18 protein-coding genes are annotated in these 17,209 nt (G+C 69.0%); 7 read left to right on the top strand and 11 right to left on the bottom strand.

Annotated elements, in window-relative coordinates; all coding sequences use genetic code 11:
• Positions 1-78: 78 nt before the first annotated feature.
• The gene (locus tag E4N62_RS38220) at positions 79-285 is read left to right on the top strand and encodes a hypothetical protein (RefSeq protein ID WP_374117168.1); all 207 of its coding nucleotides are present in this window, start codon (positions 79-81) and stop codon (positions 283-285) included.
• Between the two features lie 40 nt (positions 286-325).
• On the opposite strand, the gene E4N62_RS38225 is transcribed toward E4N62_RS38220, so the two are convergent.
• From E4N62_RS38225 to E4N62_RS38240, 4 genes are all read right to left on the bottom strand, one after another.
• Positions 326-1,135: an ABC transporter permease gene (locus E4N62_RS38225; protein ID WP_230222002.1), complete on the bottom strand. Its 810-nt coding sequence runs from the start codon at positions 1,133-1,135 to the stop codon at positions 326-328.
• Positions 1,132-2,172, bottom strand: a complete 1,041-nt coding sequence (locus E4N62_RS38230) for an ATP-binding cassette domain-containing protein (RefSeq protein ID WP_230222004.1) — start codon at positions 2,170-2,172, stop codon at positions 1,132-1,134. The genes E4N62_RS38225 and E4N62_RS38230 overlap by 4 nt, the downstream gene beginning before the upstream one ends.
• Before the next feature lie 228 nt (positions 2,173-2,400).
• A complete protein-coding gene (locus E4N62_RS38235; RefSeq protein WP_230222006.1) occupies positions 2,401-3,237 on the bottom strand; it encodes a DUF4097 family beta strand repeat-containing protein in 837 nt (278 codons plus the stop codon).
• A gap of 94 nt (positions 3,238-3,331) precedes the next feature.
• Entirely contained in the window at positions 3,332-3,874 is a 543-nt protein-coding gene (locus E4N62_RS38240; RefSeq protein WP_230222008.1) for a hypothetical protein, read from the bottom strand.
• Positions 3,875-4,520: 646 nt separating this feature from the next.
• Between E4N62_RS38240 and E4N62_RS38245 the strand changes: the two genes are divergently transcribed.
• The 3 genes from E4N62_RS38245 to E4N62_RS38255 all read left to right on the top strand — a co-directional run bounded on the left by E4N62_RS38245 (position 4,521) and on the right by E4N62_RS38255 (position 7,581).
• Complete coding sequence (locus E4N62_RS38245) at positions 4,521-5,414, top strand: GNAT family N-acetyltransferase (protein ID WP_230222011.1); 894 nt, start codon at positions 4,521-4,523, stop codon at positions 5,412-5,414.
• A 210-nt stretch (positions 5,415-5,624) separates the two neighbouring features.
• Positions 5,625-6,227, top strand: a complete 603-nt coding sequence (locus E4N62_RS38250) for a DinB family protein (RefSeq protein ID WP_230222013.1) — start codon at positions 5,625-5,627, stop codon at positions 6,225-6,227.
• Positions 6,228-6,678: 451 nt separating this feature from the next.
• Positions 6,679-7,581 (top strand): nitroreductase/quinone reductase family protein, encoded by a 903-nt coding sequence (locus E4N62_RS38255; protein WP_230222015.1) that lies wholly within the window; start codon positions 6,679-6,681, stop codon positions 7,579-7,581.
• Between the two features lie 93 nt (positions 7,582-7,674).
• On the opposite strand, the gene E4N62_RS38260 is transcribed toward E4N62_RS38255, so the two are convergent.
• From E4N62_RS38260 to E4N62_RS38270, 3 genes are all read right to left on the bottom strand, one after another.
• Positions 7,675-8,256, bottom strand: coding sequence for a TetR/AcrR family transcriptional regulator (locus E4N62_RS38260; RefSeq protein WP_230222017.1), 582 nt, complete (start codon positions 8,254-8,256; stop codon positions 7,675-7,677).
• Positions 8,249-10,705, bottom strand: a complete 2,457-nt coding sequence (locus E4N62_RS38265) for an aminoglycoside phosphotransferase family protein (RefSeq protein WP_230222019.1) — start codon at positions 10,703-10,705, stop codon at positions 8,249-8,251. Before E4N62_RS38265 ends, E4N62_RS38260 begins: the two co-directional genes overlap by 8 nt.
• 141 nt (positions 10,706-10,846) lie before the next feature.
• A complete protein-coding gene (locus E4N62_RS38270; RefSeq protein ID WP_230222021.1) occupies positions 10,847-11,929 on the bottom strand; it encodes an aminoglycoside phosphotransferase family protein in 1,083 nt (360 codons plus the stop codon).
• 176 nt (positions 11,930-12,105) lie between these two features.
• Here E4N62_RS38270 and E4N62_RS38275 point away from each other — a divergent pair, with 176 nt between their 5' ends.
• Positions 12,106-12,861 carry an HAD family hydrolase gene (locus E4N62_RS38275; RefSeq protein ID WP_230222023.1) on the top strand — a complete coding sequence of 252 codons (756 nt, stop codon included), beginning with the start codon at positions 12,106-12,108 and terminating at the stop codon, positions 12,859-12,861.
• Here E4N62_RS38275 and E4N62_RS38280 read toward each other — a convergent pair.
• Complete coding sequence (locus E4N62_RS38280; RefSeq protein ID WP_230222025.1) at positions 12,842-13,723, bottom strand: winged helix-turn-helix domain-containing protein; 882 nt, start codon at positions 13,721-13,723, stop codon at positions 12,842-12,844. The genes E4N62_RS38275 and E4N62_RS38280 overlap by 20 nt on opposite strands.
• Before the next feature lie 169 nt (positions 13,724-13,892).
• Here E4N62_RS38280 and E4N62_RS38285 point away from each other — a divergent pair, with 169 nt between their 5' ends.
• Positions 13,893-14,081: a hypothetical protein gene (locus E4N62_RS38285; RefSeq protein WP_230222027.1), complete on the top strand. Its 189-nt coding sequence runs from the start codon at positions 13,893-13,895 to the stop codon at positions 14,079-14,081.
• Here the strand turns inward: E4N62_RS38285 and E4N62_RS38290 are convergent.
• Together E4N62_RS38290 and E4N62_RS38295 are read right to left on the bottom strand one after the other, a co-directional pair.
• Positions 14,072-14,890, bottom strand: coding sequence for an HAD family hydrolase (locus E4N62_RS38290; RefSeq protein WP_230222029.1), 819 nt, complete (start codon positions 14,888-14,890; stop codon positions 14,072-14,074). The genes E4N62_RS38285 and E4N62_RS38290 overlap by 10 nt on opposite strands.
• Positions 14,839-15,702, bottom strand: coding sequence for a GntR family transcriptional regulator (locus E4N62_RS38295; protein WP_230222031.1), 864 nt, complete (start codon positions 15,700-15,702; stop codon positions 14,839-14,841). Before E4N62_RS38295 ends, E4N62_RS38290 begins: the two co-directional genes overlap by 52 nt.
• Positions 15,703-15,904: 202 nt before the next feature.
• Between E4N62_RS38295 and E4N62_RS38300 the strand changes: the two genes are divergently transcribed.
• Positions 15,905-16,096, top strand: coding sequence for a hypothetical protein (locus E4N62_RS38300; protein WP_230222033.1), 192 nt, complete (start codon positions 15,905-15,907; stop codon positions 16,094-16,096).
• 84 nt (positions 16,097-16,180) lie between these two features.
• On the opposite strand, the gene E4N62_RS38305 is transcribed toward E4N62_RS38300, so the two are convergent.
• The gene (locus tag E4N62_RS38305) at positions 16,181-17,023 is read right to left on the bottom strand and encodes a winged helix-turn-helix domain-containing protein (protein WP_230222036.1); all 843 of its coding nucleotides are present in this window, start codon (positions 17,021-17,023) and stop codon (positions 16,181-16,183) included.
• Positions 17,024-17,209 lie beyond the last annotated feature (186 nt).

The following is a 17,209-nucleotide window of genomic DNA, read 5'->3' on the forward strand; positions in this document are numbered from 1 at the left end:
AAGATCAGCAGGTCAGGTGAACGGCCGAGGTTAAACACCAAGCTGAGCCCTCACTGGCTCGGTGTGCACGAAGCCGTGGTGCCGGATGCCGCGGTCCCCGATCCCGATGAGGTCGCCTGGCATGGCTGGCTGACGGAGCGGGAGCTGCGGTCGGCCCTGCAGGAGTGGCGCTTCACCCCCGACAGCCACGCGGCCTTCAGCCGGTATCTCGCGTTCATGGCCGCGCAGTCCGGCTCAGCGATCGAGAGACCCCCTGGCCAGGGTGCCGGGCCCGACCACGATTGACCCGCTCCGCCTCGGCCGGGGCGGAGCGGGTCAATCGTGGTCAGCTGCGGACGCCTCGCCTGAAGGCGGACTTGGACCAGAGGTAGCCGGTGAGGCCGATGGCCACGCACCAGGTCAGGGCTGTCCAGCCGCTGTTGCCGATCTCGGTGCCCATCAGCAGGCCGCGGAGAGTTTCGTTGATGGGGGTGAAGGGCTGGTGCTCGGCGAACCAGCGCAAGCCGGTCGGCATGGAGTCGGTGGGGACGATGGCGCTGCCCAGGAACGGAAGGAAGGTGATGGGCATCGGCATGTTGCTGGCGGACTCGATGGTCTTGGCGACCAGGCCCATGCCGGCCGCGAGCCAGGTCAGGGCCAGGGCCAGCACGGTCAGCAGGCCGGCGGCGGCGAGCCACTCCACGGCGGTGGCGTTCGGCCGGAAGCCGATGGCCAGGGCCACACCGGTGACGGCGACGGTACCGACGACGGTCTGGACCAGATTGCCCAGGACGTGCCCGGTGAGGAACGAGGCCCGGGAGATCGACATGGTGCGGAAGCGGTTCACGATGCCCTCGGTCATGTCCATGCACACGCTGAGGGCGGCTCCGATACAGCCGGTGGCGACGGTCATCAGGATGATGCCGGGTGCGACGTAGTCGATGTAGTCGATGTCGCCGCCCTGCCCGCCTTGTGCCGCCTGCGGGCCCTGGATACCGGCGCCGAGCGCGCCGCCGAAGGCGTAGTTGAACAGGAGCAGGAAGAGGACCGGCATCATCACGATGGTGATGACGATGGACGGATAGCGGATCGCCCGCTTCATGTTGCGGCGGAACATGGTGACGGAGTCACGGGCCGCGTAGCTGATGCTGCTCATCGGGAGATCTCCTGCTGCTTGTCGCCGGTCAGGGTGAGGAAGACGTCGTCGAGGTCCGGGGTGTGCTGCGAGAGCGCCTCCGGGGTGACGCCGGCGCCGTCGAGGATGTCCAGGACCGCGCGGAGGGTGAGGACGGTGCCGTCGGAGGGGATCTGAAGGGTGAGTTCCTCGTCGTCGCGGGCGGTCGCGGCGAAGTGGGAGGCGGCCAGTTCCAGAGCCTCGGGATCGGCGAACCTGAGCGAGATGTGACCGCCGGGGATCAGCCGCTTCAGCTCCTCCGCCGTACCTTCGGCGACCAGCTTTCCGCCGTCGAGCACGGCGATGCGGTCGGCCAGTTGGTCGGCCTCCTCCAGGTACTGGGTGGTGAGGAAGATCGTCACGCCGTCCTCGTCGACCAGGGAGCGGATGATCTCCCACATGGTGCGGCGGGAGCGCGGGTCCAGGCCGGTCGTGGGCTCGTCGAGGAAGATGATCCGCGGGTCGCCGACCAGCGTCATCGCCAGGTCGAGCTTGCGGCGCATCCCGCCGGAGTAGGTGGCGACGGGCTTGCGGGAGGCCTCGGTGAGGTCGAAGCGGGCGAGCAGGTCGGCGGCGCGGCGCCGGCCCTCGCGGCGGGACAGATGGTGCAGGTCCGCCATGAGCATCAGGTTCTCCTCGGCGTTGAGGAGGTTGTCGACGGCGGCGAACTGGCCCGTGACACCGATGAGTTTGCGTACGGCGTCGGCTTCGCGGTCCAGGTCGTGACCGGCGAGGCGGGCGGTTCCGGAGTCGGCGGCGATGAGCGTCGACAGGATCTGGACGGTCGTGGTCTTGCCCGCGCCGTTGGGGCCGAGCAGGGCGAAGACGGTGCCGCCCGGGATGTCGAGGTCGATACCGCGCAGGACCTGCTTGTCGCCGTACGACTTGGTGAGGCCGGTGGCGGTGAGACCGGCAGCGGCGACCGAGGTGCGGTGGGGGCGCGGGGCACTGGTGGCATCTGACGCGCCGGACGACTTTGGCGTGGGCGACTTCGAGATGGGCGACTTTGATGTGGGCATGACAGATAGCTCCTTGGCGGAGAGGAGGGAGAGCGCGTGGAAGGGGAGAAGAGGGGCCGCTCTACGGGGATACGAGCGCGGGCTGCGCGTTGAGTGCCGACGGAAGCCGAGCCACAGCAGAGCGACGAGCGCCAGCTTCGCAACGGGCCCGGCGGAGAGGGAAGGGCGAGGGTGGGGTGGGGGTCGGGTGGGGGCGGGGGGCGGAGCTACGGGCGTACGCCCCGCCGGTCAGGCGCGGCGGATGTGGATGTCGCCGACGGCGGTGCGGGCGGTGACCTCCACCGTGTCCGTGGCGTCGCCGGGGCCTTCGGCGGTGCCGAGGGCGCTGCGCAGGACACCGACGTCGGTGTGGACGTCGAGCCAGGCGGCGGTGGTCTCCGGGATGCCGACCTCCAGGTCACCGACGGAGCCGCGGAGGGTGACCCGGCCCCGAGTGACCCGGCCCAGTCGGATACCTCCGTTGGCCGACTTGGCCTCCACATCGGAGTGGGCGGTGCCGACATCGATACGCCCGTTCGCGGCGGAGGCCTCCAACGTGCCGGTGATCTCGGCGAGTTCGGTGTCCCCGTTGCCGTTCTTGACGATCAGGCCGCCCTCCACCGTGCCGACGGTCACGCGGCCGGCCGCGATGATCTCGACCGAGGCGGTGGCGCGGTCCAGGTGGACCATGCCGAGCTCGCTCTTCAGCCGGGCGGTGGTGGTCTCCTCGACGTGGAGGTCGCCGACCGAGGTCTTCAGCCGGGTCTCGCCGAGGCGTCCGGAGCAGTGGAAGTCGCCGACCTGGGTGGTGCCCTCCAGGGTGGAGCCGAACGGCAGGGAGACGGTGATGTCGATGCCGCCGATCTTCCCGAAGGGCGTGCTCTTGCGCGGGCCCTTCACGGTGAGGACACCGCCGGAGCAGTTCACCTTCGTCTGCTTGACGGCCTTGAGGTCCGCTTCGGAGGACGGGTTGGAGGGCTGGACGTCGACGAACGTCTCGGTGCCGTCGGTGGCGATGATCCGGGCGTTGCCGATCGCGTACTCGACGATGGCGGTGATCGCCTCGGGGGTTTCGTAGGAAGGCATGACGGATCTCCCGTCCTCTCTGGAGGGGTGGGTGACGGTGATGTGGGGCGGTCGGGCGCACGGGCGGGCGGAGACGAGGCTCCGGCCCGGTGGTTCAGCGGACCCAGCCGGTGAAGTTCCGGTCGCCGGTCGCGCGGTTCGGCGCGGAGGCGGGGGGCGGCCCCGGACGGGTGCCCGGTCCGGGGCCGGGCCCCGGGGTGAGCGCGGCGGAGGTGGCGCGGACCAGCCAGGCATTGACCGAGAGGCCCTCGCTGCCGGCCGCCTCCTCCACACGGGTCTTGAGGTGGGCCGGGAGACGGAAGTTGATGCGGGCCGAGGCGCCGTCGTCGCCCTCCGGCGCGGGGGGCGGAGCGGGCGCCTCGGCCCAGGGCGCGGTCACGTCCTGGACCGGGGTGGCCGGCAGGGTCACCACGAACTCCGGGTCGGCGCCACGGAGTCGTACGTCGACCGAGCCGGGTGCCAGCTCCCGAGTGACCTCGCTCATCGCCGCCGAGAGGGCGGTGAGGAGGGTCAGGCGGGTGGCGGAGTCCAGAGGTGCGACGAGCCGTTCGGCCAGCGCACGGGCCTCGTCGCCGCCGGCCTCGGCGGCGACGACGAGCTCCTGGCGGAGGCGGTCGACATACGGGGTGAGGTCCATGACGCCATCATGGCACATCAATGGCGCCACGTGAAGCCGGGTTGACGCAAGCCGACGCACGCGGGTGGGCGACTCGGACTCCATTGGGCAAGTTTCCCTAGGTCAGGAACTCTTTCGAGACGTACGCCAGAGGTGGCGTCAGCAGGCCCTGAGCGAGACACCAGCCGTTGCGGGCAGCACAGGATGGCACCACGTGGCGCCGCGTGGCACCGCTTGGCGCGGCGTGACACCGCATGCGACGCCAGTGCGGCACCACAGGGCGCCACATGGCGCGGCGTGGCGGGACGTGACTCTCGATGGCGTCACAGAACACCGACGTGGCGCCACGAGCCGACAGGGAACAGCTGGATACGGCGAGACGCCAGGGAGCCGGTTTCGGCGAGACGCCAGGGAGCTGAGCGCTGCGAGACGCCAGGGTGTCACGAGGCGCCAGCATGCTGCAGGTCGCCAGGGTGCCGCACGAGTTGTCACCACCGCAGGCCGCGCCGACGTCTTCCGGACAACGATCTCGGCAGGGGCCTCCCCCGCACTCGCGTCCCCCGCACCGCCGAAGGCCGCGCCGGGCCTCGCCTGCCACGGGCAGCCCCGCTGCCTCGTCCTGGCGGAAAAGCGCGAGGCACCCGGGCGGCGCGCGAAATCATGAGGCATGCGCCCGGATGACTGGCACCTCACCGAAGACGTCCACGAGTTCCTCTCCCGAGCCGGGGACTTCCTGCGTTCGCGCCCCGCCCTGCACACCATGCACCTGACGGTGACCGAGAAGCACCGGGTGAACGGGGTGTCCGCGAACCCCGCCGAAACACCCGTGTTCGGCCGGTTGGAGCGCGACGGCGAGGTCCGCGCCGGCTTCTACCAGCGCACCCCGACCGGCTACCTGAGCCTCACCTCCATGGCCCCCGGCCAGGCCGACGCGCTCGCCGCCCGCCTGGCCGACCTGGGACGCCCCGTCCCCGGCGTCAGCGCGGACCACGACGCGTCGACCGCCTTCGCCGAGGCCTGGGAGCGGCGGACGGGCGCGGAGCCGGTGGTCACCACGCGGCTGCACCTCTACCGCCTCGGCACGCTCACCCCGCAGGACCCCTTCCCGGAGGGCCGGGGCCACCTCGCGGGAGAGCAGGACCGTGAGCAACTCGTCCGGTGGTGCCGCGAGTTCTGTGTCGAGGTCGGAGAGCAGTACTCCATCGACCTGATCGACGCGGGCGCCTGGGACGACTCGCGCTTCGGCGACAGGAACTTCACGTTCTGGCAGACCCCGGACGGCACGCCCGTCTCCATGGCGGCCGCGACCTCGATCGTCGGCGGCATGGTCAGGGTGGACCCCGTCTACACCCCGGCCCACCTCCGGGGTCGCGGCTACGCGGGGGCCGTCACGGTCGAGGCGAGCCGCGCCGCGCTGGCCGCGGGCGCGAAGGACGTCGTGCTCTTCACGGACCCCGGCAACCCCACCAGCAACGCCCTCTACCAGCGCCTCGGATACGCCCGCCTCACCGACTTCACGGTGTACGAGTTCCCGTCCCCCGCACCCGAGGCCGCTGCCTGAGGCCGCGCTACGGGGCTTTCGGCGGCGGACCCGCGGGTGGGTGCGGTGCACGTGTGTCGGAGCCGGGTGGTGGACCTGGACGTCGGATGCGTACCGTCCCCCCGTCCAGGTCCACCCGGAAGGGCGGGTCCTCGGCCGGCCTGACGTTCTTGCGTACGCGTTCCTGTTAGGGACGGTGGACAAAGATCGTGTGGGCGGGAGACTGGGGTCATGACCGCCGCCGACACTGAAGCCAAGGCCGACCTCCTCCGCTATCTGCAGTCCGCCCGCGATGCCCTGGTGTGGAAACTCGACGGACTGTCGGAGTACGACGCCCGCCGCCCGATGACACCGACCGGCACCAACCTCCTCGGGCTGCTGAAGCACGCCGCCGGTATCGAACTGGGCTATCTCGGCGACACCTTCGCGCGGCCGTCGGGCGAGGCGTTGCCCTGGCTCGCCGATGCCGCCGAGCTCAACTCGGACATGTGGGCCACCGCCGCCGAGTCCCGCGAGGACATCGTGGGCCTCTACCGCCGGGCCTGGGCCCACGCGGACGCCACCATCGACGCGCTGCCGTTGGACACCGTCGGCCGGGTGCCGTGGTGGCCCGACGACCGGGACGAGGTGACGCTGCGCCACGCCGTCGTCCGCGTGATCGCCGACACCCACCGGCACGCCGGGCAGGCCGACATCATCCGAGAACTCATCGACGGTGCGGCGGGCATCAACGAGGGCAACTCCAGCCTCCCGTCCAACGACCCGGCGTGGTGGGAGGAGTACCGAAACCGGGTGGAACGCGCGGCCGAGGAGGCCGGCGGAAAGGCTCCGTAATTCCGGCGGAATGCATATTGCCCCGCCCTGCCCCCACCCCTTATCGTGGGCGCATGACTGCCGGGTCGGCCTTGTGCCGTGAGCGGATGGGTTACCCGGCCTCCGAGTGAGGCCGGGGCGGGCCAGGAGCCCGCCCGTTGAATTCCGCGCGCTGATACTGCTCTCCAACACCGTTCTCATCCTTCGGTGTTGCCGCCGCGCGCGTCGAACCCCCTGCGCCATAGCACCTCACCACACCGCTGCGCGCCCTTTTCGCCGCACGTTCTGTCTGCACATATTCCGTCGGCGAACATTCCTTCAGCCATGCATTCCGTCGACACGAATCCCTTCGGCGTGCATTCAGTCCGCACGCATTCCGTCGGCAACGCACTGAACCGCGCCCCGCGGCAATCACCCCTGCCCACATTCCGCGGCCAACGAACCGTGTCGCCATCACCCCCGAAAGCAGAGAATGCCCAACCCCTTCAACCAGCAGGTCATCGACGAATTCCGCGCCCGTCACGGCGAGGTCGGCGGCTATTTCGAAGGCGCCCGTCTGATCCTCCTGACCACCACCGGCGCGCGTACCGGCAAGCGGCACACCACTCCCCTCGGCTACCTCCCCGACGGGGACGGCACGATCCTGGTCATCGCGTCGGCCGGGGGCTCGCCCAAGCACCCCGACTGGTACCGGAACATCACCGCCGACCCCCGGGTGACCGTGGAGACCGGGGCCTTCACGTACGAAGCCGAAGCCGTCGTACTGGGCGGCGAAGAGCGGGACCGGGCCTTCGCGCGAGCCGTCGAGGACGAGCCGGGGTGGGCCGAGTACCAGGCGAAGACGGACCGTACGATCCCGGTCGTCGCCCTGCGCGAGGTCCCCGTGGCCGGCCCGCCGAACGTCAACGCCGACTCCATGGGCGAGGCCCTCAAGGTCGTCCATGATGCCTTCCGGCGCGAACTCGGGCTGGTCAAGAAGGAGTTGACCGCCACCGGTGGCAGGGCGGGCCTCGGTGCCCAGCTCCGCATCAACTGCCTCACCTTCTGCCAGGGTCTGCACAACCACCACAACGGCGAGGCCATGGGCCTGTTCCCCTTCCTGGGGGAACGCCACCCCGAGCTGGCCCCGACCCTGAGCCGGCTCCACGAGGAGCACGAGCGCATCACCGTCCTCGTCGAGGAACTGCGCCGGGTGGTGACGGCCGAGGACGCCGCCCCCGCCGACGTACTCCCCGAGGTGGAACGCCTCATCGACGAGCTCGAAGCCCATCTCGCCTACGAGGAGCAGCAGTTGATCCCGGTCCTTGAGGCCGCGGCGAAGCCCGAGGCGTGGGCGGCGGAGCACGAGGGCGAGGACGAGACCGTAACCTCGTGAGGGCGGCGGCGCGGAGGCGGGCCCGTCGGCCCGCGTGAAGCACCGACGAGCGGCGCACACCTCTGTACGTCACCCGCAACGCACGCCCGTACGTCACCACGGCAACGCACGGGCGTGCACCACATCCAGGCGCGACACCGCCCGGGTGAGGACGACGTACAGGCGGTGCAGCCCCCGTTCCTCGGCCTCCGCGATCGCCGCCGGTTCGACGACCACGACATGGTCGTACTCCAGACCCTTCGCGACACCGGCCCCCAACACAGCCACCCGCGAACGGAGTTCGTCCGGCCCACCCGCCGTGATCCCGGCCTCGTCGAGCGCCTGACGCAGCCGTACGACGTCGGGCCCATCGGGTGCACCTTCGGCCATACGGCGTCCACGTACGCGCCGACCGGCCGCGACCGCGAGACCCGGTACAGCCACGCGGTCGGGCGGTGCCCGGCCCGTGACCACCCGCGCCGTCTCGTCCTCGTGATCGGCGATCCGGTACAGGACGAGGTCCTCCTTGGTCGGGAAGTACCGGAAGATCGTCGGCTTGGAGATCTCCGCCGCCGCGGCCACCTCGGCCACGGACACCGCGTCGAACCCCTTCTCCAGAAACAGCCGGATCGCGACCTCCGACATGTTCTCGTACATCCGTCGCTTCTTGCGTTCCCGCAGCCCGCTCTCACTCATGCCGCCGAGCCTGGGCACGATCGGGCGCGTCGCTCGCACTGATGGCCTGGCCGGAAAGGCTCGTCGAGCCGCGCGGTGCGAAGGACAGGACGGTGCGCAGGGCGTGCGACCCCGCGGAACCGATCCGCCGCAGTTCGGTCCGCAGCGTCCTGCGTGGCAGCTCCCAGTCCGTTTCCATGAACCGCTGGACGAGGCACCGCATCGCCTCCTCGGCCAGGGGCCTGCCACGCCCGGCGTACGGAAGGGCCCGCAGCAGCAGGGGCTGGACGTCCCCTCCCCGGCGCCACCCCCGCAGTCCGAGCGCGGCCTTGGCCCGAGCCAGTGTCGCCGCGTACGAGTCCACGGCCCTGCTCACACCGGGCGCGTCGAGGCTGGAGCGGGTGACCAGGCGGTCGAGGTCCACATAGGCGGACCTCACCCTTTCCAACCTCAGGTAGACACGCTCGTCGCTCCGCCAGCGCCAGGTGTACTCCTCGTCCAGCCGCTCCTGCCACCGATCGAACATCTGCTTACGGATCCGCCACGGGGTCGGTGTCAGATGCATGTGGCGTACCAGGTCGTACAGCGGGTCTCCCAGCATGGCGGCTTCCCAGTCGACCACCGCCAGCGGCGCTGTCTCGCCCTCGCGGCGTACGAGGTTCCACGGGTTCAGGTCGCCGTGCAGCAGTGCCTGACTCCTGGGGGTCACCCGGTACGAGTGCAGGATCTCTCGCAGTCGACCCGCTTCCGGGAGGCCGAGTTGGTGTGCCAGTTCCCGGGTCAGCGGGGGCAACTCGACCACTTGTTCCACCAGTTGATCGCTGAGCGAACGATAGAAATCGGCGCCGTCCGGGCACGTCCCGAACGATCCGAGCAAGCCCTTGTCGACCTTGGTCAGTTCGCACAACTGGTCCACGAGAGCGTCCGCCTCGTCCGGGCGCAGCCCGTCCACCGGATGGTCGAGCCGGCCCGGACACGTGGGCGTGCCGACGTACGAGTGCAGGGCGAAGAGGAAGCCCCCCTCGCTCATCCCCAGCCCGAGCGCCTTCGGGGCCGACACCTTGATGTCCGACCGCTCGATGGCCTCCAGCACGACGTGCTCGTGCAGGAAACTCCCCCGGTTCCCGTGGACCCCCTCGCGCCTGCGGCGCACCACGACCTGATGCGGTGCGGCCTCCACCCACACGACCGTGTTGCGGTGAGTGGTTCCGGTCAGCACCTGGTCCGCGGAGGCACGCCGCTCCGCCGCCAGCGCCTCGTCCAGGACGACGTCAGAGGGTTCACCTTCGGCTCGGGGCAGCCGTGGGCGCCGAGTCCAGTCGATCGCGATCAGCGGACGCAGCTTCATGTGTCTGCTGCCTCTCAGTTTCTGCCATGCGACGAGCGCGTCCTCGATCTCCGGCCCGGAGGGCATGTCGACGAGTCGTAGGGGGCGTGCGGCGGCCTCCAACGCCCGGCGAATCGATCCGGTCGCCCGGTCCAGGTCGTGCTGCTCGAACGAACCGTCCAGGGACTGAGCCGCACGCATCACATCGGGGTAGACCGACTGTGCGCGCTCGAACTCGACGTAGTGGTCGAGGTCCGCTTCCAGACCCTCGGTCGCAGCGGGTGTGACGGCCCGGACCGCCCGCTCCCAAGCCGTGATCACGTCGTCCCGCTGCGCGTTCGGATACCCCATCCTGACCAGGTGGACGGCCAGGTCGTGTACCGGGTCGCCATAGGTCGCCAGCTCCCAGTCGACGCAGAAGAGCGGCGGCTCACCGGAGTAGGTCAGGATCACGTTGTCCCGATGGAGATCCCCGTGGAGCAGGCTGTACGGACGACTCGTCAGCTCCGGTACGTGCTCGGCGTACCGGAGCATCGCGTCCCTGGGGATGCGCAGGGACGCGAAGAGGCTGCCGAACCTGTGCCAGTTGGGCAGGCAGACGTCATGGTGGACCAGCTTCGCCAGGGTGTGCAGGAACGCCTGGCCACCGTCGTCGTCACACGGCCAGTAGTCGGGCAACGGTGGCAACGACTCCTCGCGCACGCGCGACATCTCGGCCAGCAGAGCCGTCAGCTTCTCGATGAGGGTCCGGTCCACGGATCGGCCCCCCGGGCAAAGCCTGGACAGCGGGACACCGTCCACATAGCTGTGGACAGCCGCCCCCCAGGACTCGGCGACACACGTCGGCACATGCGGCAGGACACTGCCGACGGCGTCCAGGACACGTACCTCGTCGCGCCAGGTGCGGATCACGACCGGCAGTGCCTCGTCCGTCGGCTTGCGGACCCGTACGGTCACGAGCGTATCTGCCTCGCCTCCCACTTCCCGCGCCATGGCCTCGTCCAGAGGCAGAAGAAAATTCCTGTTGTGATGGCCGCTGGTCATCTCGCCGTCGCGGATCGCCCGCTCGACGAACGCCTCACAGACAGACCCGGAGACCCGGCCGCGCCGCTCGGCCGGGGAAGGTACGGATGCTGCGGGCACTGAACACTCCTGGACGGACGACACGGGTGGCGGAAGCACCCGAGGAAGAAGAAACGACGAGTCGGCTGGCATGCCGCAGGGGTGTATGGGCGCTCGACGCGCGCCTACGATCCCACACGCCCCTGGCGCCCTGGGCGTGTGTCATCCCCCGCCATCGCGAAGCCAGCGAGCCAGAGCGGCTTCGATCGTCGACACGCTCGGTACCCGCTCGACACCCAGGGGCTGTGCGCCCCTGCTCAGGACGTCCCACACCGTCCAGCCTGCTTCGCGAATCAGCTTCCGGTCGGCCTTCTGCTCCAGACGCAGGGCCTGGGAGGTGCGGATCACGTCGGTGAACACCGACTGCGCCCTCTTGAAGTCGAGCAGCTTCGGCAGGTCCTCCCGCCAGCCTCGCGAACTTCCCGGTCTGACGCCCTCGACGAGCGCGCACCAGCGTTCCGTCATCCGCCGTTCCTGATCCGGCGGGTAGTGCATCAGGTAGAGGTGGGTGGCCAGGTCGTAGAGCGGATCGCCGAACATCGCGAGTTCCCAGTCGATGGCCCACAGGCGGCGCTCGTGGTCGACGATGAGGTTCTCGCGGTGGAGGTCGGCGTGGAGGAGGCAGAAGGGGCGCTCCCGCAGGCCGGCCACGTGCTTTCGGAGCTGCTTGAAGGCGTCGGGGTCCAGCTCCAGGTCCGCGAACAGTCCGCCGTACTCCGGGAAATTGGCCCCGTACACGCGTTCTTCGGTGAAGCAGATCAGCCGGTCGAGGAATCCCGCGCTGTCGCCCTCCACCGCGCGGTCCCGCCGCTCGCACCTCCGCTTCACCAGAAGGGTCCGGGGTCTTACGGCGACCAGTTGCCCGAACAGGTCGAGGATCTGCTCGAACGCCTCCTCCGGGACAGCCGTGTCGGACGCGTGGTGAGTCCCGAGGGTGTCGCCCTCGATGAACCGCTGAAGGACGGTGCCCTCGACCTCGATGAGCTCGGGGATGTTGTCGATACGTCCTTGCAGTTCGGTGAGGAGGCGCTCCTCCGAGTCGAAACAGCGCCGGTCGAACCACAGCAGGCTCTCGCGCGGCTCGCGGCACTTCCAGCGTCCGCCCTCGCCGACCTTCTCCTCGGCGGGCAGACGGAAGACGTACGTCTCATGGTGGTAGCCGCTGAGCGGTCCCTCCACCTCGTCCGGGGCGGCGCTCATCTCACCGGCGCGGCGGCGCCCCATGGACTCCGAATCAGCTGGCATTGCTTGTTCTCTCGCCGTGGTCGCACCAGTGGTGAAATCAAGAAGTGGAGGCACGTTACTCCTCCGTGGTGCCGCATCGTGCCAGAAGCGACTCAATCGCAGGTTCTCGTCTCCCGGGTCGTCGGTGACTGTTCTGTCTCTCGGATCCGACGAGCCGCTGGGCCACACTGACTCCCATGACGAGACTCCCGGTCGACACTCGTATGTGCTTACCGACGCTCCTCGGCAGAACACGAGCGGTTCTCTTCGACTTCGACGGCCCCGTCTGCGATCTTTTCGCCGACCGGTCGACCAAGCCGGTCGCCCAGGAGATCAAGGCCATGGCCAGGCGGACCTGGCAGGTACTGGACCCCGCGGCCGAGGCGTGCGAGGACTCGCACGGCCTCCTTCGACTCCTGGGCGCCATGCTGGAGCGGAGCGGGGCCGGTGCCCTTGACCCGGAGACGCTGGGCAGGGCGGACGACATGGTCACACGGTACGAGAACGACGCCGTGGCCTCGGCGGTCCCGGCGCCGGAGATACACACCCTTCTCGACACCCTCCTCGGGCTCGGTAAGCGACTGGTGATCGTGACCAACAACGCCGCGGATCCTGTACGGAACTTCCTCGAACTGCACGACATGTCCCACAAGTTCGAGGAAGTCTTCGGCCGCGTTCCTCAGGAGCCTCACCGCATGAAACCGGACCCGCGTTCGCTGCGTCTCGCCCTGCGCCACCTGGGGGACATGAGCCCGGACGACGCCGTCATGGTCGGCGACCAGATCAGTGATCTGCAGGCGGCCAGATCCGCCGGGGTGGGGTTCCTGGGCTATTCGAACGATGCCGAGCGCGCCAGGAGACTGCGCCGGCAGGGCGCACACTGTGTAGTGCACGAGCACCGTCAGCTCGTGGACGCCTGCGCCTTTCCGCCGGTCAACCGCCCTCGTCCGTGAGCAGATTCCAGACCGAGTCGAACCAGGCTTGTGCGGCGTCCACCAGGACGGCTCCTGACGACGAAGGATCCCCCTCCTTCATATGGTGGGTCAACGTGGCGCGCAGTCCGAGCACGTCTCGGGCTTCGACCTCCTCCCCGTCGCCCACCGGGATCATCCGCTCGACCAACACATAGAAGCCGTGCAGTGCCTGGGACCGGTTAAGCAGATAGACCTTGAAAGTGGGGGTCAGCGGAACATGCCTGATCTCGACTTCCACATCAGGAACGAATCCCTCTCGCCTGAGATCCTCCAGAGCCTCCCGCAGCAAGGATTCGTGGATTCGCGTGATGTCACGCAGGCGCTTCTGGGGCCGTAGATCATCCGCATGGCCCTTGACCGTGGGGTAGATCAAGGGCATCGACTCCCGCGGCAACAGCATGCGAAGGACGATGCGCTCGGGAGCCACCTCTCCGTCCCGGATCCGTTCGGCCTGCAGTCGGATGTGCGTGCTCAAGGACTCTGACGTCAGCGTGTGGATGTCCAGCAACACCTCACGCTGCTCGAAAGCGTGGTCGAAGAACGAGCGCAGCGTCATCCTGCCGTCCCGCCATGCCGCCGACGGCCGCGAGGACAGCACCTGCTGAGCACCCAGCACCCGAGTTCCGCTCCCCCGCCGGGACTCGACCCATTCCTCCTCGTTCAACCTGGTCAGAACCTTCTGGACGGTGTCGCGGGAGACATCGAGTTCCTCGACCAACTGCCGCTGCGGCGGCAGGGAGCTGCCCACCGGATACGTGCCGTCAGCAATCCGAGCCCGCAGCGTCTCCAGGACACGCTCGAACTTGCTGCCGCCACCCTCGCCGGTTCGCGCCTCACCCACCTCTCGACCGTACCGCTTCCGGACGCCGGGCAAACCAGTTCCAGTCATGTGAACCAGCCAACTGGACTGACAGTTAAGGGATCAGGGGCGGCGGGCATACAGCAGGCAAGTCAACTAGCAGGCCAATTGGACTGGTTGATGGAGGGTCGATAGAGACGGGGTGGGAAGCATGGTCGTATGGGAAGTGGTCCGCGCAGCAGTCCAATTCACGGCGGGGCATCTGACAGGGAAAGCCTTCGGCCCCCTCGGCCTGGCACTGCTCGTCACCGTGCTCGTGGCCGTGCGAGTAGGCCGGGAACGGTTGTCCTGGCACTGGTGGGCCGCCCTCTTCTTCGTCCTCCTGATGGTTCAGGCCTGATCCGGCAGTTGGGTGCGCAGGACGTCCAGGACCGGCTTCAGTGAGTTCACCGTGTGGGCCAGGGGGACGCCGACGTCCAGGAGGGCCTTGAGCTTGCCCTCGGTACACGCGTAGCCCAGGAAGGGGACGCCGGCGTCGCGGGCGGCCTCGAAATCGGTGGGGGCGTCGCCGAGCATCAGGGCGCGGGACGGCTCGGCGCCCATCGCGTTGAGGGCCAGGCGCAGGGTGTGGGGGTGCGGCTTCATCCGGTCGAGGTCGCGCGTACGGCCGTAGATGTACGGGAAGCAGTCGGCGAGGCCCCGGGTCGCGATGTAACGGGACGCCGCCAGCGCCGAGTTGTTGGTGGTGATGGCGAACCTGGCCCGCCGGGACCAGGTCCGGATGAGCGGGTCGGCCCAGGTGGTGGGGTACGCCTTGGGCGCGGCGGTCAGTTCCTGCTGGGTGAGCCACTTCTCCACGTCGATGATCAGGTCGCTGCTCGGATGGCGCCGGCCCAGCCCCAGGAGGACCACCTGCGGGTCGGCCGTGCTCCGCTCCCGCTCCGTCAGCAGACCGCCCAGCCCACGCCTGTCGATCAACTCCACCAGATCTCGGGCCACTTGGTGCGCGGGGTGCCCGGAGAACAGTCGACAGATCGGCCCGTCCAGGTCCCAGAGCACGAAGCGGACGGGTGTGATCAGTTCTCGAAGGGCCTCCGTGGCCTCTGTCTCTTCCGTCACCGGTTCAGTCTGCGCCGTATCAGCCGTGTCAGGAGTCACTAGGAGAGTGTCAGGTCCGTCGTGATGGTTTCCCAGAGGGCGTTGAACCATTGCTGCGACTGGTCGACGAAGGCGGCGTCCCGGGGGCCGGTCTCCTTCTCGAAGGAGAAGAGGAGGGACTGGGTGCCGAAGGCGTCGTACATCTCCAGGGGGCCGTCCGCCATCTGCTCCTCGCGCTTCATGAGCATGTAGTAGGCGATCAGGGCCTCCTGGCCGTTGAGGAGGTAGAGCTTGACGGGCGGCGTGAAGGGCAGGGCCCGGAACGTCACTCGGACGTCGAGCTTGTGCGAGGTGCGCAGGGCCTGCAGGTTGTGGCGCAGGACGCGGATCTGGGCGTTGCGCTGGTCGAGCCAGCGCTTGTGGACGGGATCCTCCTCGTCGTCCTCGCCGCGCCCCTCGACCGGCACCGGGAACGCCAGGTTGATCTTCCGGGAGGGCAGGAGGATCCGGACGTCGATGGACTCCGGGCGGATCGTTCCCTCGTGGATACGGCGGACCGGTTCGCCGAGGGCCAGCATCAGGGTCTCGGCGGTGAGACAGGCCGCGTCCACGCGTACGTGCGGTGCGGAGAAGGCCTCGGCCAGACGGGGGCCGAGGCCCACCATCGTCGGCTGGGGCTCGTTGCCCGCGGTGTGGCCGACCTCGGCGACCCGGGGCGGGCTCCCCTTGCTCACGTTGCTCAGCAGCCCGTCGTCCTGCAACGCGCGCAGGGCCTGACGGACCGTGCCGCGCTCCACGCCGAACTCCTCCGCCAGTTCGGCCTGGGTGGGCAGGCGCTCGCCGGGTCTGAGGTCGCCGCCGCGGATGCGGTCCCGCAGGGTGGCGGCGATCTCCTGGGACGAGAGCTTTCTGCTGCCGTTCACTGCAACGTTCTCCTGGGTCACGACCAAACGCTACAACTCTCACCCATCTTTGGGGAGTTCACGGGAAGGTGGTTATGAACATAGACCAAGTGGGAACCATTTAAACAAAGTTGGTTGCCAACTTGGTCAAGTTGGCAGAGTTCTCCCCCACACCGCTCTCGCACCGCCCCGCCTGTGCCGGCCCCTCGGAGGAGGTACCACCATGCCCGCTGCCATCGCCCTCGTCTCCGCTCTCGCCGTCGTCGCCTTCCAGCGCTTCGTCGAGTGGCGCTACGGCACCCTGGGAATCGTCGGCCTGCTGTTCCTCACCATCGGACTGAAGGCCAACAACCACACGTGCAGCTCGATCGGAGCGGTCATCCTCGCGGTGATGTTCGCCGGACCGGCGATGTGAGGCGACGCGCTCTCGAACAGAAGGAGCCGGTGCCGGCGGCCGTCAGCCGGTGGCCGGGGACCGTCAGCCGGTGGCCGGGGACCGTCAGCTCGTGAGCAGCAGGTCCGAGCTGATGGTGTCCCAGAGCGCGTCGAACCAGAGGCGGGACTGCTCCACGAAGGTCGTGTCCCGGGGCTCGGCGACCGCGCTCCGCTCGAACGCGAACAGCGTGGACTGAGTGCCCTCGGCGTCGTACATCTCCAGTTGCTCACTGTCCACTTCGGCCTCCTTCCGCTGCACCGTGTAGTACGCGAACAGCGCCTCCCGACCGTTGAGGAGGTACAGCTTCACGGGCGGTGTGAAGGGCAGGGCGCGGAAGGACACACGGACGTCCACGCCGTGCGTGGACCGCAGGGCCTGCAGGTTGTGCTTGAGGACCTGGCCCTGGGCGTTGCGCTGGGCCAGCCAGCGGCGCTGCAGCCGGCCGTCGACCGACGCGTCGACCGGGGCCGGGAAGGCGAGCGGGATGTCCCGGCTGGGCAGCATCACCCGGACATCGACCCTGGCCGGTTTTATGCGCCCCGCGTGAATCTCGCGCAACGGCTCACTCACGGCGAGCGTGAGGGACACGGAGGTCAGGCAGAGGGCGTCGATCTTCACGTGCGGGGCCGCGAACGCGGCGGATATGCGAGGGGCAAGCTCCACCATCGTCGGCCGCGGGGCCGCTCCCGGACCGCCGACGGCCGCCGTGCCCAGGCGTGGGGCGACAGTCGCCGGACTGCCCTTGGAAACGTTGGTGAGCAGGTGCTCCGACTGCAGGATGCGCAGGGCCTGGCGCACGGCGCCGCGCTCGACGCCGAACTCGTCGGCCAGCTTCGCCTGCGTGGGCATGCGCTGTCCCGGTCGCAGCTCGCCGGACCTGATCCGGCCGCGCAACACGTCGGCCACCTCGTGATGTGACCTCTGGGGCCGCTGTGACGACTTCCGCCCATCGACGGCCGTGCGTTCCCGCTCCACGCACAAACACTACAACTTCTCGCCATCTTTGGGCAGTTCGTGGGAAGGTGGTTATGAGACGACTCCAAGCGGAGATAAGTAAGGTGAAGTTGGTCGCCAACTTTCGCAACATGGTCA

Origin of the sequence: Streptomyces sp. MNU76 (assembly GCF_020982545.1) — a bacterium.
Classification (GTDB): domain Bacteria; phylum Actinomycetota; class Actinomycetes; order Streptomycetales; family Streptomycetaceae; genus Streptomyces.